The organism is Oricola sp. (assembly GCF_965230365.1).
Lineage (GTDB): Bacteria > Pseudomonadota > Alphaproteobacteria > Rhizobiales > Rhizobiaceae > Oricola.
Genome location: NZ_OZ246003.1, coordinates 835,083 through 859,046 on the forward strand (window position 1 = coordinate 835,083; position 23,964 = coordinate 859,046).

Below are 23,964 nucleotides of genomic sequence, written 5' to 3' on the forward strand. Positions count from 1 at the left end.
TCGTGTTAACAGTTTCAAGACAGACCGCTTCAAGCTTTCTTTACGAAATGCTTACCGCGTTACGGATCGCCGTCGAGGAAAGGGGCGAACGCGGCCCGTGCAGGAAGGTCCAGGCGGGGGCCGGCAAGCTGGGCAGCAACGGCGCGTCGGTCTCGTCAATCCGGGCGTAGCCATAGGTCTTGGCCATCTTCGAAGACAGATAGGACAGGGTCGATCCCGGCCGGTCGATCACGGCGATGGGAAAGGTGAGGGCGATATCGCGCCAGTTCTGCCAGCGGTGAAAATCCCGCAAATTGTCGGCGCCCATGATCCAGACAAACCGGACGGAAGGGTTGTAGCGGCGAATCACGGCCAGCGTATCGGCGGTGAAGCGGACGTCATGCGCCGCCTCGAAGGCGGTCACCTTGACCTTCGGATCGACGGCGATTGTCTCCGACAGCGACAACCGCTCGGCCAGCGGCCGCAAATCGGCCGCATCCTTCAGCGGATTGCCCGGGGTGACCATCCACCAAAGTTGGTCAAGCCTCAGCCGCTTGATGGCCAGTTCGGTCACCAGGACATGACCGTCATGCGGCGGATTGAAAGAACCGCCGAAAAGGCCGACCGCCATGCCCGGCTCGACATGCGGCATCCGCAGATGTTTCGGGCCGACGCCCGGATGATGCTGCAGTTGCCTTTTCATGTGCGGTCAGGGGCGGGTCTGCCCCGTGCCACGCACAAGGTACTTGAACGAGGTGAGCTGCTCGACGCCAACAGGACCGCGAGCGTGCATCTTGCCGGTGGCGATACCGATCTCCGCGCCCATGCCGAATTCGCCGCCATCGGCGAACTGGGTGGAAGCGTTATGCAACAGGATCGCGCTGTCGATCTCGTTGAAGAAACGCTCGACCACTGCTGCATCCTCGGCGATCACGGCCTCGGTATGGTTCGACGAATAGCGGGCGATGTGACCGATTGCGCCGCCGATGCCATCGACGAGGGTAACGGAGATGATTGGCGCGAGATACTCGGTCGTCCAGTCGGCTTCGGTTGCCGGCACGGCTCTCGGCCATGCACGGCAGACATCCTCATCGCCGCGGATCTCGCAACCGGCGGCGTCGAGGGCTTCCAGCAAAGGCAGCAGGTGGCTCACGGACGCGGCGCGGTCAATCAGCAAGGTCTCCGCGGAGCCGCAGATGCCGGTGCGGCGCATCTTCGAGTTCACGACAATGGCGGTGGCCATTTCCAAATCGGCCGACCGGTCGACGTAAATATGGCACAGGCCCTCCAGATGAGCGAAGACCGGCACACGAGCGTCATTCTGGACCCGCTCGACAAGACCGCGGCCGCCTCGCGGCACAATCACATCGATTGCGCCACCTAGGCCGGCAAGCATCTCGCCGACCGCGGCCCGGTCGGTAACGGGCACGAGTTGAATGGCGTCTTCCGGCAGGTCCGCCGCGCGTAGCCCCTCGGTCAGGCAGGCGTGGATCGCGCCGGACGAGTTGCGCGAATCCGTGCCACCGCGCAGGATCACCGCATTGCCGGCCTTCAGGCATAGCGCACCAGCGTCGGCCGTCACGTTGGGCCGGCTTTCGTAAATGACCCCGATGACGCCGAGCGGTGTACGCACACGTTCGATCTTCAGGCCGTTGGGACGATCCCACCCTGCAATGGTGGCGCCTACCGGGTTTTCAGCGGCAGCGATGGCGCGAATGCCGTCTGCCATTGCCTTGACGCGGTCTTCGGTCAGCTTGAGGCGGTCCTTGAAGGCCGGGGAAAGGCCGGTGCCCTCGGCATTTTCCATGTCGGTGGTGTTGGCGGCAAGGATGTTGTCGATGTCGGCTTCGAGCGCATCGGCCATTGCGGCGAGCGCGGTGTTCTTCGCTTCTGTCGAGGCGACAGCCAACGGCGCGCTTGCCGCGCGCGCCCGCGCGCCCATATCGGCCATCAAAGCGGCGATGTCGGTCGGAGTGCTATCTGCCCTGGTCAGCATGATTTCGGGTTCCATGTCTTGCGAGCAGCCTATCTACCGTCCATTGCCCGTAAGGGCAATGCGCGGCGATCGTCACGCGGACGGCTCCCAGAGTTCGACCGGATTGCCCTCGGGATCATGTAGTCGCGCAAAGCGACCGTTGGGATAGGTCTCAGGGTCCCGGGCCACGGCGATGCCGGCCGCCTCGAGCTGCGCGATCATCGCATCCAGATCCTCGACCCGGAAGTTGATCATCCAGTGATTGGCGTGCTCGCCGAAATACTCGGTATCGGTCGGAAACGGGGCAAACACGGTTGGTCCGGCGGCTTGCTGCCATGGCTGGCTGTCGTAATCCGTTGGCACCGGATCGACGCCGAGATGATCAGCATACCATTTCGACAAGGCGGCCGGGTCGCTCGCCCGAAAGAACATCCCGCCGATGCCTGCGACCTTGTGCATGCGTGCCTCCCTGACTAGGGACCGACCACCATGTCGTCGCGATGGATCATCGCCGCGCGTGGCGCATATCCCAAAATTGCTTCGATCTCGCCGGTTTTGCGACCCGCGATCTTTCGCGCTTCGTCGCTGTCATAGCCGGCCAGTCCGCGTGCGATCTCACGACCGGTATCCTGCAGGATAACCGCGATCGTGTCACCCCGCTGGAAACGGCCCCCAACCTGCCTCACGCCTGCCGGCAGCAGGCTTTTGCCGGTGCGCAGCGCCGCATGCGCGCCGGCATCCACCGTCAACGTGCCGGCCGGCTCAAGCTGTCCGGCAATCCAGCTCTTCCATGCCGAGACAGGGGCAGACGACGGCCGGAACACTGTGCAGGCACCGCCATCGTCGAGTGTGCGCAAAGGGTGCTCGAACAATCCCGACGCGATCATCATGGCCGTTCCGGCCTGCACGGCAATCTTTCCCGCTTCGATCTTGGTGCGCATCCCGCCGCGCGACAGTTCCGAGGCCGCGGCACCCGCCATCGCCTCGATCTCCGGAGTGATTACCTCGACCGTCGGGATGCGGCGGGCGGAGGGATCGGAATGCGGCGATGCGGTGTAGAGGCCATCGACATCGGACAACAGGACGAGCAGGTCGGCGTTCATCATGGTCGCGACGCGGGCGGCGAGACGATCATTGTCGCCATAGCGGATCTCGCCGGTGGCGACAGTGTCGTTCTCGTTGATGACCGGGACTGACCCGAGCCGCAGCAGCGCACCGATGGTGGCGCGGGCATTGAGATAGCGCCGGCGCGCCTCGGTGTCGTCGATGGTCACCAGCACCTGGCCGGTCAGGATACCCTCGGTATCCAGCGCTTCCGACCATGCCCTTGAAAGCGCGATCTGGCCGATGGCGGCGGCGGCCTGGCTTTCCTCCAGCTTCAGCGATCCCTGCGGCAGGTCGAGTACAGTACGGCCAAGCGCGATGGCACCCGAAGAGACGGCGAGAACCTCGTGCCCGGCGGCGCGCAGGGCAGCGATGTCGCGCGCCAGGCTGGTCAGCCATGCGCGCTTCAGGCCGGTCGCGCGGTCGACCAGAAGCGCCGATCCGATCTTGATGACGATTCTCTTGTAGGAGGCGAGCCGTCCGTTCATGGGGTCCAGCGCGGATCGGGCTCTGCCGGCATGTCATCCGCCCGCCGCTCCTCGATGTGGACCATCAGTGCCCGCAGGATCTCGTCCAGCCCGTCGCGGCTGACGGAAGAGAACGGCATAGGCTCGCGGCCGCACTCTTCGCGCAGTGCGGCCAGCTTGTCGCTGAGCGTCTTCGCGTTCGCCGTGTCGATCTGCGACAGCGCCACGATCTCCGGCTTCTCGGCCAGGCCGTGCCCATAGGCTTCGAGTTCGTTGCGAACGGTTCGGTAAGCGGCTGCCGGGTCTTCCTCGACGGCCGAGACCAGATGCAGGATCACGTTGGTGCGTTCGACATGGCCGAGAAAACGGTCGCCGATGCCGACGCCCTCATGCGCGCCTTCGATGAGGCCCGGAATGTCGGCCAGTACGAACTCGCGCGCGTCGATGCGCACGACGCCGAGATTGGGGTGAAGCGTGGTGAAGGGATAATCCGCGATCTTCGGCTTGGCGGCGGTCACGCTCGCCAGCAGCGTCGACTTGCCGGCATTGGGCAGGCCGACAAGACCGGCGTCGGCGATTAGCTTGAGGCGCAGCCAGATCGTGCGCTCCTCGCCGTCGAGGCCTGGGTTGGCGCGGCGCGGCGCCTGATTGGTCGAGGATTTGAAATGGGCGTTGCCAAACCCGCCATTGCCGCCTTTCGCGAGCAGGAAGCGCTGTCCCTCCTCGGTCAGGTCGCAGATCAGTGTCTCGTTGTCTTCCTCGAAAACCTGCGTTCCGACCGGCACGGCGAGGGTCATGTCGGCGCCCTTGGCTCCGGTGCGATCGCGCCCCATGCCATGCATGCCGGTCTTGGCCTTGAAATGCTGCCGATAGCGATAGTCGATCAGCGTGTTCAGGCCCTCGCCGGCCTCGACCCAGACGTCGCCGCCGCGCCCGCCGTCGCCACCGTCCGGACCGCCGAATTCGATGTATTTCTCACGGCGAAAGGAAACCGCGCCGGCGCCACCGTCGCCGGAGCGGATATAGACTTTCGCCTGATCGAGGAACTTCATGATTCTGTCATGTCGCTGGTTCAATTCAATCAGGGGTGCTGTAGCCCATTGCAAATGATTGCGCGAGTTTGAATTGGGAATGCTTCAATGACGGTAAAGGTCGCGACATACAACATTCAGTTCGGCATCGGGTTCGACGGGCAATATGATCTCAAGCGGATCGCGGATGCCGTTGCGGATGCGGACGTCATCGCCCTTCAGGAAGTCACCCGCGGTTTCATCCGCAATGCCGGCCGTGACATGGTCGCCGAGATCGAGGAACTGTTTGCCGACCGGTTCTGCGCGGTCCACATGCCGGCCGATGTCGATTTCGGCAGCACGGTTCGCGAAGGGAAGGCCGAACAGAGCCGGTTCCAGTTCGGCAACATGATCATCTCGCGCTGGCCGCTGATTTCGGTCCGGCGCCTGCTGTTGCCACGCTCGATGCGCCTTGCCAAGCTGAACCTGCAGCGCGGCGCGCTCGAGGCGATGATCGACACGCCGGCCGGCGTCATTCGCTTCTACAGCGTGCATCTCGACCATATCGACGCCGAAGAGCGCCATTCCCAGATCGATGCGCTCAAAGCGGTGGCGCTGGCCGCGCCGCATACCGGCCTCGCCGCTACCGGGCTGTCCGAATACGGCTTTCCCGAACTGCCGGTCACCGAGGACTTGCTTTTGCTCGGCGACTTCAATTTCGAGCCGGATCTTTCGGAGTATCGCGCCATGCTGTCGGAGGGCGGGCATCTGGTGGATGTCACCGCTGCCGACAGCGGCTGGAGCTGGACGCTTCCCGAGGACCGGTCGCAGATCAAGCGCCTGGACTACGGGTTTGCCAATCCGGAATTGGCGGAACGCGTGACCAATGTTCGCATCGATCAGGATGCGGAAGGCTCCGACCACATGCCCGTGTGGATCGAAATCGGAGCCTGACGCCTCCCTATTTGCGTTCCAGCCAGACTGTGCGCTCCAAGACGAAACGCTCGACCGGCACGCGGCCCGCCGAAACGGTTTCGATTTCGTCGAGGCCGACGAGGCTGAAGCCGCATTTGCGGATCACGTTGCGCGACTGCTCGTTGACAGTGCGGCAGACGGCGTGCACCCGTTCCGCCGAGGTGGCGCGGAACGCCTGGTCGACCAGCGCGTTGGCCGCCTCGGTGGCATAGCCGGCGCCCCAATAGTCCGCGCCAAGCCAGAAACCGATCTCGAAGCCGCCGGAGCGCTCGCGCCGTTCCAGTCCGCAATAGCCGATCAGTTGACCGGTTTCGGCGAGGGTGATCGCGTAGATATAGCCTTCGTGTTCGGCGCGGATGCTGCTTTCCAGATACACGCGCGCATCGGCGATGCCGTAGGGATGGGGCATGCGCGACGTCATCTCGGCGATCCGGCGATCATTGGCAATCGCGGCCAGATCGGTGATGTCGTCGATATGCGGCGGCCGCAGAACCAGGCGCTGCGTCAGCAGCACCGGGCTGTCGTAGCTGAGGTCGAGCGCGGCGGTGTCATTGAATGCACTTTCGATCATCGTTCCTCACCCTGAATCAAGAAGGGAGATGGGTTCTTGCCCCATCTCCCTTCAAGTCGTTGTCGCAAAACGTGATCCGGGGTCTGGGACACCGGATTTGGGAGCGGTTCCGGTTATTCCGCGGCTTCCTGCATCGGCGCCACCGATACATAGGTTCGGCCGTTTGCCTTGGCCTTGAACACCACCGAACCTTCGGCGAGGGCAAACAGGGTGTGATCCTTGCCGATGCCGACATTGTCGCCCGGATGCCACTTGGTGCCGCGTTGACGCACGATGATGTTGCCCGCAATGACGCGCTCGCCACCGAACTTCTTCACGCCAAGACGTTTGGATTCAGACTCGCGACCGTTGCGCGAGGAACCGCCAGCTTTCTTGTGTGCCATTTCGTTTCTCCTGTCGCGCCCGCGGGCGCGTTTCCTGCGTTATGGTGCTTGCGGGCCGCCGATGCAAGCCCGCGAAGCGATCGGTTCGTTGTCGCCCTACTTGGCGGCCAGTTCCTTGGCCTGGGCCTGCCAGTCGCGGATCTGGTCGGCGCTGAACGGCATGTTCTCGTCGACCGTGGCGATCTCTTCGTCGGTCAGCGCGGCGATCTGGGCATAGGTGGTGATGCCCTGCTCGTTGAGCTGGCGCTCGGCGACCGGGCCGATGCCCTTGATCTTGGTCAGCTTGTCAGCCTCGCCTTCCGGCGCGGTGAACAGCGGTGCTGCTGCCGTTTCGGCGGCTTCAACCGGCTTTTCGGCCTTTTTCTCGGCAGCCTTCGGCGCTTCCGCCTTTTCCTCGACCTTGGTTTCGGCCTTCGCCGCCGGCTTCTTGGCCGCCGCCTTCTTGGTCGGCTTGGCGCCGCCGGTCAGGATTTCGGCAATGCGCACCGTCGTCAGGTGCTGGCGGTGGCCGCGGCTGCGCTTGGAGTTCTGGCGGCGGCGCTTCTTGAATGCGATCACCTTGCGGGCGCGGCCCTGCTCGACCACCTCGGCGGTCACCAGTGCGCCATCGACAAAGGGCGCGCCAACGGTTGCATCGGCACCTTCGCCGACCATCAGCACTTCGCCGAATTCAACCATTTCGCCCGCGTCGCCGGCGATTTTCTCGATCTTCAGGACATCTTCGGCGGCAACGCGGTACTGCTTGCCACCGGTCTTGATGACTGCGAACATCGTTTTTCCTTTCGTGTTCGGTCCGGCTCATGCCCATCATTGCCGAAGCATTCGGGCCGGCCGTCTTTTTGGTCAGTCGTGACGGTTTCTTTTGTCGGGTTGTGCGAGCAACCTGCCGCGCACAAATACAACAGGCGCGGAATTCCGCGCCAGCGGGTTCCGTATGATCATCGCGCGCCGAAAAGTCAAGCATTTCGATCAAGGAGGCTTGTCATTGCCGGCGCGGCCCGGTATGGAGCGGCCCGCTCGCAGCATGGCGGTCACGGAGAGGTGGCTGAGTGGTTGAAAGCGCCGCACTCGAAATGCGGTATAGGGGCAACTCTATCGGGGGTTCGAATCCCTCCCTCTCCGCCAGACTTCAAAGCACTACGGAGCCCTTCAGCGCTGCCCGTAGTACCCCGGCTCCGCGCCCCTGATCCGCGTCTCGTCCGAATAAGGCTGGCCGCAAGGTTGTCTGAGATCAGTATGGTATTATTGACGCAGCGGAATACTTGTAGTGTGGTGACGAATAGATTGTGAATTTCGTCAACGGGATAGTTCCCGGAACCAGCGATGCAAGAGTTGGCGAGTGGCACAAACGCGAGAAAGGTGATTGTCCGGCTTCAACCGCTTCAACCGCTTCAAGGGCGCGGTCGATAACAATACACGGCTGTTCCCCGCAGACCTCGTGTCGCGGCCGGGGCGGGGTGTTTGGTTCAAACTGGCCAACTGGCAGGCGGACGGCCGCGGCCGTATCGATCCGGGATCAAGAAGGCGCGGCCGACTGACGAAGTCGTTCAGGGTTACGGCGTTTTTCAACCGCCACATGAGCGTGGAGTAGTCAATGGAATTTGATAAGCCGCTTAGTGACGCTGATGTACTCGAAAATAGAAAAATATATAAAGTAAATGTAGCCTTTTTTTGCGCGACAATTTTGAGCACGATTATAGCCTATGTATTAATATTCACCAATAAAATTGCCCTGTTCAACCAAAATGTTTTCGGCATTGATTTGATAATATTTGTCTCGGATATTAATAATCGATACATTGAAACCGGATAAATTGATGGATTTGGCGGTGATGTATACATATATCAAGTAATAATTAGTTTATTGATAATTGTAGTTTCACTCATCTCCAATATGTATGTAGTTTTGTGTATGCGTTTGATAAGAGTAAACACATTAGATTTACAAATAAAATGCATTTTGGGGCATTTTATCTGTGTTCATTTCTTATAATATTTGTTTACATTGGTTATATTTCAGATATAAATTACTCCAAAGACCTTTATATGGATTTCAACATTATACATTTAGGTTATTATTTTCCAATAGTATCATCATTACTAAATATATTGCTTTATGCGAGTGTGTTAAACGTAATTGTGTACCTGATAAAGCTGCTTGCCATGAGGTTTGAAAAGCAATGACGGATCCTAGAGAAGCCCGATCGTATCGCCAGCAGGAAGAGAAAGCCATTTCTGAAACCGTGAAGCTCATGACGGATGACTGTGCAGAAGTGTTATCGATGGTGTGTTTGAAATAGAGATTAGTCATTCCTTCATATCCTCGGAGACGGAGCGTGTTATGGGGAGTGGGCCTATATCGGACGCAAAGAAGGGCGCAAACCGGTACCACGTGCAGTTTAGCCGCTTGGAGATCGTGGGCCAACCGCCGTCAGCAAACCTAATACCTTGATAGGAAAGTACATTGTGCGAGGCCATGAGACTGCGAAATGGAAGGCCCATCAGGGATCGTTGACGCGGCTGCCGAAACGCGGCGCCAGGACGAAGCGAGGGACGCCCTGCCAGTGCCCCGCCGTGTGCGGCGTTGGCCGTTGTAAGCTTCACGGTGGCGGCAAAGCACTCAGGAAACGCTATCTCAAAGAGCAGCGGGAAACCAAGTCGGACAAACGCCGGGATTGGCTTCTGCGGCAGTTGGACCGATCGATCCGTAACCGCGAAACCGAGTACCACAAGAACGGCAATCACCTCACTGAAGCCTATGCCGATACGCAGGTCTTGCACGGACATTTCATGGAAGCTGTGCGTGAAGGGCGCACAACGGTGCAGGCGCGCGCCATCGAGCACGAACTCGCCTTTCACGCATGGGTTTACGAAAACGCCGGTCACGACATTCTGCTGACGCATTGGGAGCGTCTGGCACCGCTCGTGCGGATCTATCTGTCCGTGCACAACAATGTACACGGTGCGCATGGCGAGTTTCGCCACATGACGACCGAGTATCTGGAATGCGCGGTTGGCGAGAGCCTCGACGAGATGATGGATCATATCGAACGGCACATGAATCAAGGGCTTTCCGCTGTGCTTCGCGTATTGCCGGCAGCCGAGTAGGAGCCTTCCCGACAGAGTCCGGTCATCGATGCAGGCTGGTCTCCCTTGTCAGGGGCGAACCCGGCGGTTTGCGATGTCGGCAGGAAACATGCTTGAGGTGAGGCGGCCGGCATGACGGCCGTGAAGATGGCCGATCGGTCACAATGGCTGCGGGACCAACTCCGGAAACAATTCGGGATAAAGGCCCCTCAGTCGAGCTGTTTCGAGATCGCCGCGGAGCTGCGACTGTACCTCAGGATCGGGGTTGGCGCGCGCGCGCATCGACCTGGTTATCAGCTCCACAATACCCGTGACTTCACTGTCTGCCCGCGCGAGGAGTGTGGTTGCATATCGCTCCTGCTGAACCGGATCCTTGCGCATGGCGATCGCGGCAAGGTAGTAGAAGTAGATCACCGAGTGGGACATGTTGGTCTTGGCCAGAACCTCTTCTCCCTGGGCCAGCAGTTTGTCGCGTTCGGCGGTATCCGTCGTCCCGGCAGCGCGCAGCGCCGCAAAACAGGGCCAAATATATGGCGATGGCGGCTGCTGCAGGTAGTAGCCAGTAATGCGTAACACCGTCTCCAGATCGCCAACCAGCACCGCAAGCGCGCATTGCGAAGCGGCGAGGTCTTCGTCGAAGCGGTTGCTCCCTATTTTCGCTGAGAGCTCTTCAATCGCACAAAGTTCCTTCGCGGCCCTGTCGAGCTCGATGTTGAACAGCAATTGCTCATAATAGTCGATCCGTGCCGTGTACTCGTTGCGGGCACTGGATTCCAGGCGTGCCCGGTCAATGGCGATGCGGGACAGTTCGCGCGATTTTTCCCCGGGCTCCACATAGAAGTTGGTAAGGCCGTACATGTGGCGGCTGGCATTGGCGGCGAGGCCGTAGCCGTGGTGTTCCGCAATCTCTATGGCTTGGCGGAACTTCTCGCGCGCCGAGATCAAACGGAAATTCGCATAGTGCGCGTCTCCCTGTCCGCTCAATGCACGCGCGGCCTCATAGAAGTGCCTGCCGCCTTCGGCGATCCGCAGGGCCTTTGTTTGAAGTTTCATGGCTTGGCGATGGTCGCCGCGCATGAAAGCGCGGTTGCCCATTTCAATCAGGTAATCCGCCCGCGTGACAGCGCTCGGTTCGCCGGTGTCCATCAGTTCGGTGGCCGCGTCGATCGCGCGCTGGGCGGACTCGGTGTCACCTTGGAACCGATGCACCCAGGCGAGGCGGACGAGCGCTTGCGCGCGCGGGTCGGTTATGTCCGTAGTCTCAGCCGCCTCCGCGTACAAGGCGCGCGCCTCGTCGAAATGGCCCTGCTCCCGGCGAATGCTGCCGCGGTACGAGAGCAGTTGCGCGCGCGCTATTTCAGTGCCGCCTACGGCAAGCCCTGCGTCGATAAAGCGTTCGGCCCGGTCGAAACTTCCCAAAGGTGCAAGAGTAAAGGCAGCCTTCGCGCAAGCCGTGGCGGCAAGCGCCTGGTCGCCGCTCAGCAGCGCATGATCGGCCCATTTGGTCACGTCACGCGACTGGTAAAACCGGGCCGCTTGAAGATGCGCCTGCTCTCGGCTGGCCTGCGGCATCGTCTCGTAGACGGCCTGATGAATGAGCGCGTGAATGAACTCGATATTGTTGCCGGAAAAACCGAAGAAGCCGGTGCCGATCAGGTCGGAGGTCATCGACGGTCCGAAGATCGCCGCCGCCTCGGGTTGGGAGAAGCGGTGACCGAGAACAGCCGCATTCTGGCATGACGCGCGCGCTTGCGGCGAGATGCTATCCAGTTGCTGCTGGGCCAGCGCGATGACCGAGGTCGGCATGTCCTTACCCAGTTCGTCATTGGCCTGGGCGAGGCGGATGATGAAGAGCGGACTGCCCGCCGCCTTGTCGACGATTTCGTCTTCGCGCTCATGCTGCGAAGGCAGAACTTGCCGCGCCAGCGCATGCGCCTCGCTGGTGCGCAGCGGCGGCAGCATCATCACATGCAGCGGCGTCTCCATCGCGGCCAGGCCTATCGCCGGACGCAGACGCTCCTCGGCTGGCCGTTCGGTCGCCAGAAGCCAGGCGCGCTTGCCGTGCAGCCGGCGGGCGACAGCGCAGGCAAGCGCGATCTCTTCGTTCTCCGCCCAGTGACAGTCTTCCAGGATCAATGTAACGACCGCATTCCTGTGGGCGGTAACGAGGTAAACCAAAGCTTCCGCAGACAATTCGACAACGGTTTCGCGGCCGATCCCGTAGAGCCGGGAGAGGACGGTTCTCTCCCGACCCGGATCGAAGACCGCCGTCAGGAATTCGCGTACCAGGTCGCTGAGCCCGCCGTGTTCGGGTATCGATTTCAGGCCGAGGGCGGCGGCCAGCGACCGGCCAAGCCGCAGATCGAGAAGCGTGCGGTTTTCTGTCGTCAACGAGAAACTGAAACGAACCACCGGATAGCCCGACTGGCGGGCGGCGGTCTCCACCTCCTCGGTCAGTCGCGTCTTGCCGATACCCGCGTCGCCGGCGAGAATGACGACACTGCCGTCTGCTTCTTCGGCCTGCCGCATCAGCTCGGTCATTTGAAGCATCTCGATCTTTCGCCCGACCAGCGGGAGATGTGGGCGCATGGCGCCTTCGCCCATGTCGATCACCCGCCAGACCGTTTGGCCGCGGATGTTCTCCTCCTCGAAGCGCGCCCAGTCCTGGGCCTGATTGCGGAAGAAGCGTCCGGCGAGAATCTCGCCCGGCATCGCAAGGTAAGCGAGGCTTTCGGCCCGGCGAAACGCGGCGCCGCGCACACCGGTGGGATCGACGGTCACCAGCCCCAGGGACAGGCCGACGGAGAAGGTCGGGTCGACTGATCGCAGCTTCAGCGCGGCTTCCAGGGCTCGGCGGGCGTCGTCTTCGCGCGATTGCCGCAGGCCGAAGGCAAACAGGACTTCGTTGGCGGCCTCGCTGAGCGGCGTGCCGCCGCACCCGACGATGGCCTCGCGGATTTCCGCATAGGATGTCGGCTCGGGATCGGCATGGATGCACAGAACGGTGATCAAGCGCAGCTCAGGCGTCGATTCGTCGATTTCGGCGGGCTGGGTTTCCGCCGGTTCTATCTGCTCCACCGGAGCCGGCCGGCGTGCCCGGTCCGCCCTGATCTGGTTGAAAAGTGCAGTCGTTTCGGCTTCCGGGGCGAGGTCGAGTTCGGCGCGCAGGAGCGACTTCAGGGTATCGTATTGGGCAAGGGCGCGCGATCTGCGCCGGCTGGCGGCGAAGGCCTGCATCAGCCGCCGGTGGGCCGCCTCGTTCAGCGGATCAAGCGTCACCTGACGGTGCCCAAGCTGAATGACATCGTCATGCCTGTTGTCTTGCTCCGCCTGTTCCCCGGCCTTCTGCAACGCCTTCAGCAACCGTTCCGACTGGATCCTGCGCTCGGCCTCCAGCCATTCCTGCAAGGCGGGTTCGGCGACATGAATTCCTTCCAGAAACTCTCCGGCGGCGGTAAGCTCGGAAACCGAATTCATGTCTTCGAGGCGATCCGTATCGATGTCGCACAGGTCGGCGTCGAGCCAGATTGCCGACGTGTCGGATTGCAAGACATCAGCGGCGGCGCCGAGCGCATCGCGCATTCGGGACAATGCCTGGCGCAGGCTGGCACGGGCCTGTCCGGGGCCATGATCCGGCCACAGGAAGGCCGCCATACGTTGCCGTGACATGCGTCGGTTGCGCGCCGTCGCAAGGCGCGCCAGAAAGATCTGGCCCTTTCGCGAAGCCACCCCAATATCCCGATCCCCAACGACGAGCGAAAAACTACCGAGCAGCTTCAGAGACCCGGCAGAGGCGGCAGCCGTCGGCTTATCCTGGACGTCTTCCAAATCGAGGTTTCCTTGAAGCTTCGCGGTATTGGATGACGCAGAGTTTCTCACTTTTGCGGCAGCATTGCGAGTCGAGCGCATTGTATCGTGCTGCTGAGTACTGCACGAAATTCTGAACGCATCACGTCTTTTCACGCTTGTGTCACGCTCGACATCACGCCGTCCTGACGGCGCCGGGGCATCTCGGGTTCATCGTTTCGGACAGATGAAAGGGACTCGAGATGACGACGATTGAATTCGCACCAACCAGACGCAGCCGATTCGAAATCCTGAACTGGATCGGACATGCGTGGCGCAGCCATCAGCAGGCAATGGCGGAACGCCGCTTGCGACTGGAACTGCGTGACTGCCCCGAATACCTGCTGCGCGACATGGGAATTCCGGTGAGTTCGGCACGCATGCGGCGCAGCGGCCTCAAGATGCTGAACCGCAGCGTCGATACAAGCTTTATGCACGATCACAACTGATACGAAAGGATACAACCATGTTTGTCAAAGCACTGACCTTGGCGACATTCCTTGGATTGTCGACCGGCTCAACAATGGCCGGAACAGCACTAACACGGTTCGATGTCGCCGAAGATCACACGCGCTTCGTGTTTGCGCCGGCGCCGGTCCACCAGAACGGCATGCCGGCGCACGGCAATCCGTTCGTCACGCAGGGATACATCTATCCCGAAGGGACGCTGCGTGGTGACGAAAGCGGCGTTCTGGAGGACGGAAGCCCGGCTTTCCCGCACAAGGTTCTCGGAACCTGGACCTGCGACGGCTGGTTTGTCGGCAAGGGCGGGAACACCAAGGAAGGCGTCTGGCTGATCAGCCGGCAGGTGTTCCAGTTCGGCGACGGCGTTTTGATCACGCAGGGCACCGAACTGGCCGATGTCGACGTCGCCAATGCGCGGCCGATCACCGGCAGCACCGGTAGTTACGCGGATGTCGAAGGCGTGATGGAGCAGACCCTGCTCGGCTTCTCCACGCATATGGGCGTCAATGCGACGTTCGAGATTCTCGGCGGCTCGGAACTGAAGAAGGCCAATTGGGAACCTGAGTATTACGAGTACGAGGATCAGGCCACGCTCGATTGAGGGTCATGACAAGACGGCGGGACAATGGTTCCGCCGTTTTTATCCAGATTTCGTTACCGGGTTGCGACTGCTGCCGGTGCGGCGCGGCCGGACCGGAAGGCCAGCAAACAGAGCGCTGCTATTGCGATCTCGATCGCAAGCGCGCCGAGAACGCTTCCGGAGGGCATACCGTCAACCGCCAGGCTGACGAGACGTCCGGCCGGAAAACCCAAAAAAACGGTCAAGGCGGCGACCAGCGATATTTCGGACCAGGCCGCGCGAACGAGTCCGGCAAGCATGATCGCGCCAAGTGCCGCGAGGCCGGCGCCGGGCGCCCGCAATTCGCTCAACAGGCTGGGATCGGTTGGGAGCGCGATGCCGTAGCTCGCGTAAAAGGCCTGCGGCGCAGTCAGGATGAAGCAGCCGATCAACAGCGCGGTAACGCCGGCGATGGCAAGCGCTATTTTTTGGAACAGGGAAAGGGCCATGTCGGTCTCCAGTCGTGGGATGAACAGGGCAGGGTTCACGCGGCGATGCGCCAAGCGCCGGCACGGGCCGCGTCGGTTGCGAACTGATTGAAGTCGCGCGGCGCGCGCCCGAGAACGTGCTTGACGTCGTCGGTTACGCGGGCGTTGCGGCCGTCAAAGGTCTCGCGCGCGATCTCCGTGACAATATCGGCAAAAACAGTGCCGGCGGTTCGTTCAAGCTCTGAACGAAACTCTTCGAAAGTGATCGGCAGATATCGCACCGGTAAGCCGGCAGCCCGAGCGAGCAGCTCCGCGACTTCGGCGAAACCAAGCAGGCGCGGGCCGGTCAGTTCGTAGGTCAGCCCGGCATGGGCTTTGTCGGTGAGGGCGGCGACAGCGACATCGGCGAGGTCGTCAAGATCGATGATGGGTTCGCGAATGTCGCCACCCGGCATCGGGACCGTGCCGGCAAGCACCGCGTCGCGCAGCGAGCCTTCCGAGAAGTTCTGAGCAAACCAGGCGGAGCGCAGAACCGTCGTGGTCAAGCCTGTCGCGCGGATGACCTCTTCGCCGCGTTCGGCGGCAGGTTCGCCGCGCCCGTTAATCATCACGGCACGGGATACACCGACACGGCGTGCGATCTGCGCGAAGGAGACGAGCGTCTCAAGCGCACCGGGAAAGGCAAAGTCCGGCTGCAGGCAGACATAAACGACCGATTGACCGTCAAGTGCAGGCACCCATGTGGCCGGGTTCTCCCAATCGAAGGGTATGATCGCGTTCCGGGACGCGCGACGGACTGCATGGCCTTGTGCCTCAAGGCGTTTTGCGATCCGCGACCCGGCCTTGCCGGTCGCGCCGGTGACGAGAATGGAAAGAGGATTCAAGGTTCTTACTCCGTCGGCTTGATATCAGCCGATGGATAGACGGGTGCCGTTGCGTGGGTCTTGGCAGATCGTGTCAACGCGTTGGCAGGATGCGCCAAACCATTGCCCGGACACGCTCTCGGTTCAGACGTCGGCGGAAGGGGAGGATTTTCGCCATGCTGCCGGCGTGCAGCCGTTCCATCTCTTGAAAGCGCGGCTGAAGGTGCTTTGCTCCGCATAACCGGTCAGGAACGCGACTTCGGCGAGGGCGTAGTCGGTCTCGCGCAGCAGTCGCTCGGCGAGATCGAACCGTGTTCGTTCGGCAAGGTCTCGAAAGACGACCCCTTCGTCAGCCATCCGGCGCTGCAGGGTGCGGGGGCTCATGCCGAGATGCCGGGCAATCGTCTGCAAAGTCGGCACGCCGTCGCTCAACGAACGCTCTATCTCGGCGCGGACAACCGGCTCGATCGTCTGCCTGCTTTCAGGAAATTCCGCCAGTTTGTGCTCAAGATGGCTGTCGAGAAAACCCGAAATCGCGGCATCACCCAGTCGATTGCCCGCATACAGGTCCGCTTCTGAGACTTCGAAGCCATCGCGATCGGAACCGAAGATCAGCGGACAGCGGAAATGCGCTTCGTGCCCGGCGCTGTCGGGGGGCGCTTCATGCGAGAAATGCACGGATATCGGAACGAAAGGTGTCCGGCAGACTTCGCGGCTGATGGCTGTGCCTGCGGCGACCGCCAACTCCGTGACCATGTGTTCGCCCAGCCTTTCTGATTCGCCTTTGCGCACGCGCATGAAAGCCGAGCCGTTGCCACGCTCCACGGTATAATTCCCCAAGTTCGTCACAACGCGCCCGTAGCGCTCGACTCGCTGGAACGAGTTCAACAGATTGGTGGCGGATTTGAAGGCAAATCCGAACGCGCCATAGTCGTCGCCTCGCATCGATGCGCCGAGCGCGACCGCAATCGACCGACCGGCCGCCGCGTCTTCCGCGATATGTTCGAGCAGAGCAAAAAACGCGATATCGGTAACGAAGGCGGATTTCGCCTCGGCGTTGGCGTTTCCGACATTGCCCAGAAGCGCGCCGTGCCGGGCAGCGGAAACAGGCGGCAGCAAGTGGCGCAGCTTTTCCAGAAAGATGCTCGCGATGTAGCCCATTGCCTATGATACCGGGCATTTGCGCGGTCACCAAACAAGAAACCGTCCGACACTGTCCGTCCTGGTTTCTGCAGAGCTAGCGGTCAGACCTACCAAGTGCGACCGGTCAGAGTCCGTCTTCGATGATGTCGAGCAACCGGAAACGCAGCTTGCCCGGACCGCTGTTGAGCGAGATGACGAAACGGACGTCTCCATGCTCCGATGTTCGCGCATAGCCCGCCAGGGTGCGTACGCCGGAAAAGGTGCCGGTCTTGTAGCGGGAGCCGCTGCGCGCCTTGCGCAGCAACTCGGCATGGGGCGCAAAGCGGGTAAGTACCGCGGCGAGACCGCGCGCCGTGAAGCGGTTGCCGCGGCTGATACCTGATCCTTCCTCGATGCGGATATCCCCCGTCAAGCCATGACCGGCGAGGATTTCGCCGGCGACCCGGAGCGATTTGTCCAGGCTCGCCGGCCCGCCGAGGCGATGGGCGCCGATCTCCAGGAAGACCTGGTTGGCGATGTAGTTGTTGGACCCCAGCAGCATCAGCCTGAGGATTTCCGCGAGGCTACGCGACTGGCGGTGCACGTGGACCGGTTCCAGCCCGGCGGGAACGCTGCCGATGACGATTTCACCGTCGATCTTGCCACCCTCCTTGCCGATGAAGGCGGCGAGCAGTTCGCCCGCATAGCGCACGCTGATCGCGGGATCCTCCTGTGCGAGGCTGATGCGGCCGCGCCCGTTCGGTCCGCGCGCCCGGAACTGGCTGATCGCCAACGGCGTGATGGGCGTTTGCTCCTCGGCCGAGCGAACGGTCTTGCCCTTGCGCACCGCATGGATCGTGTTGAAGTTGACCGCGAGCGCCGAGTTCAGCGCATCATAGGCTTCGTCGGTATCTTCGATGCCCGGAATGCGCAGGTCGGCGGCGTAATAGCCGGCGTCGAGCACGATGCCGGCAAACGGTTCCTTGCCGGTGGTCGCAAGCAATGCCGGGGCGAGCAGCGCCAGTTCTTCGGAGACCAAAAAGGGGTCGCCGCCGCCGCGAACGTAGAGCACGCGATCTTCGTCGAGATAAAGCCGGGTCTCGAAACGGTGGTCGGGTCCGAGCACCTCCATCGCCAGCCACGCGGTGACGATCTTTGCGACCGATGCGGGCACGAAGGGCGTGTCGGCATTGCGGGCCAGCAAAACCTCGTCGTCCTTGCCGAGAACCAGGACTAGGCCGTTTGGCGCGACAGCCGCAATCTTCTTGTTTATGTCGGCCGTGGCAGGCGCCGCCAGAAGCAACGCAAGGCAAACGAGGGCGGCGGCGAAGTTCCTCATGACGGCTCCCGAAATGGATCGCATTGGCGGAGTTGGAAACTACACCGCAGACACGCGAAGTAAAGCGGGTTTACTTTACGTCCAGCCGCCAGAGCCGAATGGCCGGTCGCGCTCAGTTCATGCGATCCGCGTGCGTTGCAGGACAGGTGTGATGCCGTTGTGGGCGCGGTAGACGCGCGAGAAGTGCGAGGACGAGGAAAACCCGCAGGCCAGCGCGATGTCGACGATCGAGGCTTCGGTCTGGACCAGCAGGTTGCGGGCCTTGGCGAGCCGCATATCGGTAAAGTAGCGTTTCGGCGAGCATCCCACGTGGCGCTCAAAGATCCGCTCCAATTGGCGGGTGGATATTCCGAGCCGGGCGGCGATATCGCAGGGCGAGACCGGGTGTTCAATCGAATCCGTCATCATCTTGATGGCGGCGGCTAGATGCCGGTTCCGCGTGCCGCAGCGCGACTGGATCGACACCCGCTGTTCGGCAGTTTCCTCGCGGACGGCGTTGTAGACGAGTTGGTCGGCGATGGCGATCGACAGGTCTTCGCCATGGGCCTTGCCGATCAGGTGCAGCATGAGATCGGCGGTCGCCGTACCGCCCGAAGCGGTGATGTATTTCTGTTCGGCGACGAACACGTTGCGCCGCAAGGGAATGTTTGGGAAGGTCTCGGCGAAACTGTCGTGAAAGTCCCAGTGAATGGCGGTAGGAACGCCGTCGAGCAGCCCGGCCTTTGCAAGCACATAGGCGCCGGAGCACAGCCCGCCGATGCGGGTGCCGCAGGCGCGTTCGCGGCGGATGAAAGACAGCAAGGCCGGCGAGACGTGACGGGCGACATTCGTCCCGGAGAGGACGAACAAGTTCTGGCGTGCCGGAACCGGATCAAGCCCGCCATCGACCAAGGTCGTGATCCCGTTGGAGCTGCGCGCTGTTTTGCCGTTTTCGGAGATCAGCGTCCAGCGATACAATTCCCGCCCGCTGATATGGTTGGCGAGCCGCAGCGGTTCGACGGCGCAGGCGAGCGCAATGTGCGTGTAGTCCTCGATCAGGGCGAATGTGATGTGTTCGGCTTCGGTGAGTTCCCCGTTCATCCCTCGCGTATGCTCCCTCCGGATCGGTTTCGGTCTTCGGTTCTCATACACAAAATTCACGTTGTATTCAATTTGTATAATTGTTATGGCTGCCGCCATGGCACCTTCAACAGGCATCGGATCCGGCGAGCGGCCGGCAACAGACAAGACCGGGCGCGATCAGGCGCCTCCGAAGACGCGCGTCCATGAAACGCTGAAGAGGCAGATCCTGACGCTGGAGCTGGCGCCGGGCGCAGACCTCGACGAAGTGTCGCTTTGCGCCCGGTTCGATCTGTCGCGAACCCCGTTGCGCGAAGTCTTCCGCCAGCTTGCCGGCGAGGGCTACATCACGCTGCAACAGAACCGCGGAGCGCGCGTCACCGATATGTCGCACACCATGCTGCGCGGCTTTTTCCAGACCGCACCGATGATCTACGCGGCGGTGCTGCGGCTTGCGGCGCAGAACGCCGCTCCGGCACAGATCGCCGACCTGAAGGATGCGCAAGTCGGGTTTCGCGCCGCGCTGCGATCGGGCGTTGTCGCGGAACGGGCGCTGGCCAATAACCGCTTTCATGAGATCACCGGCGAGATGGCCGGCAATGTCTATCTGACGCCGAGCTTCCAGCGGCTTCTGATCGACCATTCGCGTGTCAGCATGACCTTCTTCCGGCCCCATGACCGGCGCGCGGAAGAGAATTTCACCAAGGCCAGCCAACAACATGACGCGATCATCGCCAGTATCGAGGCGGGCGACGACGATGAAGCCGGACGCCTTGCCCACGAGCATTGGAGCCTGTCTCGCAACCAGATCGAAATGTTTGTCATGCCGGACGGCCTCGATGAGCCGGTGGGTTCTGCCCGGCGTGCGCGGTTTGTGTGAGGATCAATGGACCCGATAATGAAATTCAAGGGAATATATACGCCGGTGATCACGCCGCACCGGGCCGATGGCTCGTTCGATCTCGACGGGCTTGCCGATGTCGTCGAACATCTGATTGGAGCGGGCGTGCACGGTCTGATCTCTGGCGGATCGACTGGCGAGAACTACACCCAGACAGTCGACGAACGGCTTGAGCTGGCGCGCTTCACCAAGGCGAGGGCGAACGGCCGCGTGCCGGTCATTGTCGGGGCAGGCGCGATGCGCACTGCCGATTCGATCGCGCTGGCCGAAGGGGCGCGTGACCTGGGTGGCGATGCGATCCTGGTGGCAAGCCCGCCCTATGCTGTTCCGACCGAACGCGAGAACGCGCTGAACGTGCTGGCGATCGACCGTGCCGCCAACCTGCCGATCATGCTGTACAACTATCCCGGGCGGACCGGCGTCAATATGGGCGAGGAGTTTCTCGACCGTGTCGGCCGTTCCAGGAACGTCTGCGCGATCAAGGAAAGTTCAGGCGACATCAACAGGGTGCATCTTCTGGCACGCGACTATCCGCATATCCAGATGTCGTGCGGCATGGACGATCAGGCGCTGGAATTCTTCGCCTGGGGCGCCCGCTCCTGGGTTTGCGCGGGATCGAACTTCCTGCCCGAAGAGCATGTTGCGCTCTACGAGACCTGCGCGGTCAAGGGGGATTTTGCGACCGGGCGGCGGATCATGTCGGCAATGATGCCGTTGATGCGCGTGCTCGAACAGGGCGGCAAGTTCGTGCAATGCGTCAAGCACGGGGTGGAGATGGCGGGTCTTCGGGCCGGGCCGCCGAGGCCGCCACTCAAGCCGTTGAACAAGGACGACAAACGCCAACTGGAACAGGTGATCCGGGTGTTGAAGACCACTATTGCGGATATCCGGAGAGAGGACTGACCAATGTCGGAACTGCTGACGCGAGACGAATATGCGGCGATTGCCGACAGTCTGATCCTGCCGACGGCGGCTTTCGTCGACGGCGCTTACCGGCCCGCCAAGTCGGGCGCGACCTTCGAGACGGTCAATCCGGCAACCGGCAAGGTGCTCGCCGAAGTGGCGGCCTGCGGCGCGGAAGATGTCGACTTTGCGGTCACCAAGGCGCGCGAGGCCTTTGATGACGGGCGCTGGTCGAAGCTGCATCCGGGCGAGCGAAAGGACGTGCTGATCCGGCTGGCCAAGCTGATCACGCGCAATGCCCGCGAACTCGCCGTGATGGAGAGCATCGATGCGGGCAAGCCGATTTATGACTGCGAAACCGTCGACGTGCCGGAGACTATCCACTGTATCAAGTGGCATGCCGAGGCGATCGACAAGATCTACGACCAGGTGTCGCCGACCTCCGACGACCATGTCGCCATGGTCGTGCGCGAGCCGGTAGGCGTGGTCGGCCTGGTGCTGCCGTGGAACTTTCCGCTCCTGATGCTTGCTTGGAAAATCGGTCCGGCGCTGGCGGCCGGCTGCTCGGTGATCGTCAAGCCGGCCGAGGAAACGTCGCTGACCGCGCTTCGGGTGGCGGAACTCGCGGTTGAGGCCGGGGTGCCGCGCGGCGTCTTCAACGTGCTGCCCGGTTCGGGGCCGGATGTCGGCGAACCGCTTGGGCGGCACACGGATGTCGACATGGTGTCATTTACGGGCTCGACTGAAACCGGACGGCGCTTCCTCCATTACTCCGCAGACAGCAACTTGAAAGAGGTCACGCTCGAGATGGGCGGCAAGAACCCTTGCATCGTTCTCGACGATGCGGAGAACCTCGACCGCGTCGCCGGCCATGTCGTCAATGGCGCGTTCTGGAACATGGGCGAAAACTGCTCGGCGGCGTCGCGACTGATCGTGCATGAGGCGGTCAAGGAGGAGTTGATTGAGCGTGTTCTGGCCCATGCGCGCGAATGGGCACTGGGCGATCCGCTGGACCCGGAAAACCGCGTTGGCGCTCTGGTCTCCAAGGCGCATTTCGACAAGGTCTGCTCCTATCTCGATGAGGGCGCGAAGCTGCATCTCGGCGGCGAAGCCGTCGATGGCCGTTATGTCCAGCCGACGGTGATGGACGTCAAGGATAATTCGGCGCGTGCTGCGCGCGAGGAGATCTTCGGGCCGGTGCTTTCGGTGATCACGGTGCGGGGTTTCGACGAGGCGATCGAGGTTGCCAACGACACGGGTTACGGCCTTGCCGCCTCGATCTTCACCGCGAACGCCAAGCGAGCGCTGCGCGGCGCACGTGCGCTGAAAGCGGGTACGGTGACGGTGAACTGCTTCGGCGAAGGCGACATCACGACTCCGTTCGGCGGTTACAAGCAATCCGGTTTCGGCGGCCGCGATAATTCTGTCCACGCGCATGACCAATACACCCAGATGAAGACCATCTGGATCGATCTTGCCGACGACCTTGATGAGGCCGTTGCTTGAAACACGTCAAACGCCTGCCGCGCGATCCGGGCGTAACCGGCTGGAACGCGATCCTGCCGCCACCAGCGCCCGCCCGCCGGCTCGAAGAGAACATTGCCGCCGACTGGCTGGTTGTCGGCGGCGGGTTTGCCGGCCTGTCGGCCGCGCGCCGGCTTGCACAGCAGTGCGAAGGCGACCGGATCGTGCTGGTCGAGGCCGGGCGGATCGGCGAAGGGCCGGCGGGCCGCAATTCCGGCTTCATGGTCGACCTGCCGCACAACCTTGCCTCCGAGAACTATGCCGGAGCGGCCGAATTGGATCGGTTGCAGACCGAGCTGAACCGAGCGGCGATTGATTTCGCCGGCGATGCTGCCGCCGAATACGGTATGCCCGAGGAGGCCTTTCAGCGCTCGGGCAAGGTCAATGGTGCGGCTGCGCAAGGCGGGTTGGACGCCAATAAGAGCTATGCGCGGCATCTGTCGGAACTCGGTGAGGCGCATGAGATGCTCGACGCCACCGACATGAAACGGCTGACGGGTTCCGACTTTTATCTCGGGGGGTTGTTCACGCCGGGTACGGCGGTGATCCATCCGGCCATGTATGTGCGTGGCTTCGCCGAAGGACTGGCGCGCCAGGCGGACGTCTTCGAGGACACGCCGGTGACGGCCATGCAGCGCGCCGGCGGCGACTGGTTGGTCGAGACGCCGAAAGGCACCATTACCGCGCCGCGTGTCATTCTCGGGGTCAACGGCCATGCGGAAAGCTTCGGCTACTACAAGCGGCGTCTCGTCCACATCCATCTCTACGCGTCGATGACCCGGGCGCTGACCGGTGACGAAGCCAGCAAGCTTGGTGGCGAGCCGCGCTGGGGCGTGACGCCGGCGGAGCCGGTCGGTTCGACGGTCCGGCGCATCTCGGGCGTTGGCGGAACGCGCATCGTTGTCCGCAACCGGATCTCCTACACGCCGGACCTCGCCGACAGCGAGGCGAGGGTTGCCGCGATGGGCAGGACGCAGGACGCCAGCTTTGCGGCCCGGTTTCCGGCGCTTGCCGGTATCGAGATGGAGTATCGCTGGGGCGGGCGGCTGTGCCTCAGCCTGAACGAGGTTCCCGCCTTTGGCGAGGTGGAAGAGGGCGTCTTCTCCGCCTGTTGCCAGAATGGCCTGGGCACGGCGCGCGGCACGGCGGCGGGCATGCTCGCAGCCGATCTCGCCTGCGGGTCCGACAATCCGCATCTCGGCTGGATGCTCGCCCATGAACAGCCGAAACGGTTGCCCCCGGAGCCGATCGCGCGGATCGGCGCGACGGCAACTTTCATGTGGCGCGAGTGGCGTGCCGGCCGCGAAGTCTGAGACAGTCCAGCTGGCTGGAATCAGGCTTCTA

General features: G+C 62.1%; 23 protein-coding genes and 1 tRNA gene. 10 read left to right on the plus strand and 14 right to left on the minus strand.

The features are described from left to right. Positions 1-40 precede the first annotated feature (40 nt). The 5 genes from ACO06R_RS04070 to obgE form a co-directional block, all read right to left on the minus strand. Positions 41-631, minus strand: coding sequence for a nicotinate-nucleotide adenylyltransferase (locus ACO06R_RS04070; protein ID WP_421859198.1), 591 nt, complete (start codon positions 629-631; stop codon positions 41-43). Positions 632-688: 57 nt separating this feature from the next. Continuing rightward, the gene (locus ACO06R_RS04075) at positions 689-1,975 is read right to left on the minus strand and encodes a glutamate-5-semialdehyde dehydrogenase (RefSeq protein WP_421859200.1); all 1,287 of its coding nucleotides are present in this window, start codon (positions 1,973-1,975) and stop codon (positions 689-691) included. A 72-nt stretch (positions 1,976-2,047) separates the two neighbouring features. Beyond that, positions 2,048-2,413 (minus strand): VOC family protein, encoded by a 366-nt coding sequence (locus tag ACO06R_RS04080; RefSeq protein ID WP_421856418.1) that lies wholly within the window; start codon positions 2,411-2,413, stop codon positions 2,048-2,050. 14 nt (positions 2,414-2,427) lie between these two features. After that, positions 2,428-3,546 (minus strand): glutamate 5-kinase, encoded by a 1,119-nt coding sequence (gene proB / locus ACO06R_RS04085; protein ID WP_421856421.1) that lies wholly within the window; start codon positions 3,544-3,546, stop codon positions 2,428-2,430. Beyond that, complete coding sequence (gene obgE, locus ACO06R_RS04090) at positions 3,543-4,577, minus strand: GTPase ObgE (RefSeq protein WP_421856424.1); 1,035 nt, start codon at positions 4,575-4,577, stop codon at positions 3,543-3,545. The genes proB and obgE overlap by 4 nt, the downstream gene beginning before the upstream one ends. 87 nt (positions 4,578-4,664) lie before the next feature. Between obgE and ACO06R_RS04095 the strand changes: the two genes are divergently transcribed. Beyond that, positions 4,665-5,489, plus strand: a complete 825-nt coding sequence (locus ACO06R_RS04095) for an endonuclease/exonuclease/phosphatase family protein (protein WP_421856427.1) — start codon at positions 4,665-4,667, stop codon at positions 5,487-5,489. A 7-nt stretch (positions 5,490-5,496) separates the two neighbouring features. Here the strand turns inward: ACO06R_RS04095 and ACO06R_RS04100 are convergent, their stop codons facing one another. The 3 genes from ACO06R_RS04100 to ACO06R_RS04110 form a co-directional block, all read right to left on the minus strand. After that, on the minus strand, positions 5,497-6,081 hold the full coding sequence (locus tag ACO06R_RS04100) for a GNAT family N-acetyltransferase (protein WP_421856430.1): 585 nt from the start codon (positions 6,079-6,081) through the stop codon (positions 5,497-5,499). 113 nt (positions 6,082-6,194) lie between these two features. Beyond that, entirely contained in the window at positions 6,195-6,464 is a 270-nt protein-coding gene (rpmA, locus tag ACO06R_RS04105) for a 50S ribosomal protein L27 (RefSeq protein WP_421856433.1), read from the minus strand. A gap of 96 nt (positions 6,465-6,560) precedes the next feature. Then, positions 6,561-7,235 (minus strand): 50S ribosomal protein L21, encoded by a 675-nt coding sequence (locus tag ACO06R_RS04110; protein ID WP_421856436.1) that lies wholly within the window; start codon positions 7,233-7,235, stop codon positions 6,561-6,563. A gap of 264 nt (positions 7,236-7,499) precedes the next feature. Here ACO06R_RS04110 and ACO06R_RS04115 point away from each other — a divergent pair. From ACO06R_RS04115 to ACO06R_RS04125, 3 genes are all read left to right on the plus strand, one after another. After that, positions 7,500-7,589 (plus strand) — tRNA-Ser (locus ACO06R_RS04115). Positions 7,590-7,827: 238 nt separating this feature from the next. Further along, a complete protein-coding gene (locus ACO06R_RS04120; protein WP_421856440.1) occupies positions 7,828-8,055 on the plus strand; it encodes a hypothetical protein in 228 nt (75 codons plus the stop codon). 1,100 nt (positions 8,056-9,155) lie between these two features. Then, positions 9,156-9,572 (plus strand): hypothetical protein, encoded by a 417-nt coding sequence (locus tag ACO06R_RS04125; RefSeq protein WP_421856444.1) that lies wholly within the window; start codon positions 9,156-9,158, stop codon positions 9,570-9,572. Positions 9,573-9,710: 138 nt separating this feature from the next. Here the strand turns inward: ACO06R_RS04125 and ACO06R_RS04130 are convergent, their stop codons facing one another. After that, a complete protein-coding gene (locus tag ACO06R_RS04130) occupies positions 9,711-13,220 on the minus strand; it encodes a BTAD domain-containing putative transcriptional regulator (protein WP_421856447.1) in 3,510 nt (1,169 codons plus the stop codon). Between the two features lie 380 nt (positions 13,221-13,600). On the opposite strand from ACO06R_RS04130, the gene ACO06R_RS04135 reads away from it, so the two are divergent. Together ACO06R_RS04135 and ACO06R_RS04140 are read left to right on the plus strand one after the other, a co-directional pair. After that, positions 13,601-13,846, plus strand: coding sequence for a hypothetical protein (locus ACO06R_RS04135; RefSeq protein ID WP_421856450.1), 246 nt, complete (start codon positions 13,601-13,603; stop codon positions 13,844-13,846). A gap of 17 nt (positions 13,847-13,863) precedes the next feature. Further along, the gene (locus ACO06R_RS04140; RefSeq protein WP_421856453.1) at positions 13,864-14,463 is read left to right on the plus strand and encodes a hypothetical protein; all 600 of its coding nucleotides are present in this window, start codon (positions 13,864-13,866) and stop codon (positions 14,461-14,463) included. Between the two features lie 53 nt (positions 14,464-14,516). Here the strand turns inward: ACO06R_RS04140 and ACO06R_RS04145 are convergent, their stop codons facing one another. The 5 genes from ACO06R_RS04145 to ACO06R_RS04165 all read right to left on the minus strand — a co-directional run bounded on the left by ACO06R_RS04145 (position 14,517) and on the right by ACO06R_RS04165 (position 19,313). After that, on the minus strand, positions 14,517-14,930 hold the full coding sequence (locus ACO06R_RS04145; protein WP_421856456.1) for a DUF4345 domain-containing protein: 414 nt from the start codon (positions 14,928-14,930) through the stop codon (positions 14,517-14,519). A 35-nt stretch (positions 14,931-14,965) separates the two neighbouring features. Beyond that, on the minus strand, positions 14,966-15,793 hold the full coding sequence (locus tag ACO06R_RS04150; RefSeq protein ID WP_421856459.1) for an NAD(P)H-binding protein: 828 nt from the start codon (positions 15,791-15,793) through the stop codon (positions 14,966-14,968). A 123-nt stretch (positions 15,794-15,916) separates the two neighbouring features. Continuing rightward, positions 15,917-16,933, minus strand: coding sequence for an AraC family transcriptional regulator ligand-binding domain-containing protein (locus ACO06R_RS04155; RefSeq protein WP_421856462.1), 1,017 nt, complete (start codon positions 16,931-16,933; stop codon positions 15,917-15,919). Between the two features lie 106 nt (positions 16,934-17,039). Next, positions 17,040-18,233: a D-alanyl-D-alanine carboxypeptidase/D-alanyl-D-alanine-endopeptidase gene (locus tag ACO06R_RS04160; RefSeq protein ID WP_421856465.1), complete on the minus strand. Its 1,194-nt coding sequence runs from the start codon at positions 18,231-18,233 to the stop codon at positions 17,040-17,042. A gap of 117 nt (positions 18,234-18,350) precedes the next feature. After that, positions 18,351-19,313 (minus strand): GlxA family transcriptional regulator, encoded by a 963-nt coding sequence (locus ACO06R_RS04165; protein ID WP_421856468.1) that lies wholly within the window; start codon positions 19,311-19,313, stop codon positions 18,351-18,353. 97 nt (positions 19,314-19,410) lie between these two features. On the opposite strand from ACO06R_RS04165, the gene ACO06R_RS04170 reads away from it, so the two are divergent. From ACO06R_RS04170 to ACO06R_RS04185, 4 genes are read left to right on the plus strand one after another with little or no spacing between them, the layout of a single operon-like run. After that, on the plus strand, positions 19,411-20,172 hold the full coding sequence (locus tag ACO06R_RS04170) for a GntR family transcriptional regulator (RefSeq protein WP_421856470.1): 762 nt from the start codon (positions 19,411-19,413) through the stop codon (positions 20,170-20,172). A gap of 18 nt (positions 20,173-20,190) precedes the next feature. Continuing rightward, positions 20,191-21,096, plus strand: coding sequence for a dihydrodipicolinate synthase family protein (locus ACO06R_RS04175; RefSeq protein WP_421856473.1), 906 nt, complete (start codon positions 20,191-20,193; stop codon positions 21,094-21,096). 3 nt (positions 21,097-21,099) lie between these two features. After that, the gene (locus ACO06R_RS04180; RefSeq protein ID WP_421856476.1) at positions 21,100-22,602 is read left to right on the plus strand and encodes an aldehyde dehydrogenase; all 1,503 of its coding nucleotides are present in this window, start codon (positions 21,100-21,102) and stop codon (positions 22,600-22,602) included. Continuing rightward, a complete protein-coding gene (locus tag ACO06R_RS04185; RefSeq protein WP_421856479.1) occupies positions 22,599-23,933 on the plus strand; it encodes an NAD(P)/FAD-dependent oxidoreductase in 1,335 nt (444 codons plus the stop codon). Before ACO06R_RS04180 ends, ACO06R_RS04185 begins: the two co-directional genes overlap by 4 nt. The last annotated feature ends 31 nt before the right edge of the window (positions 23,934-23,964 follow it).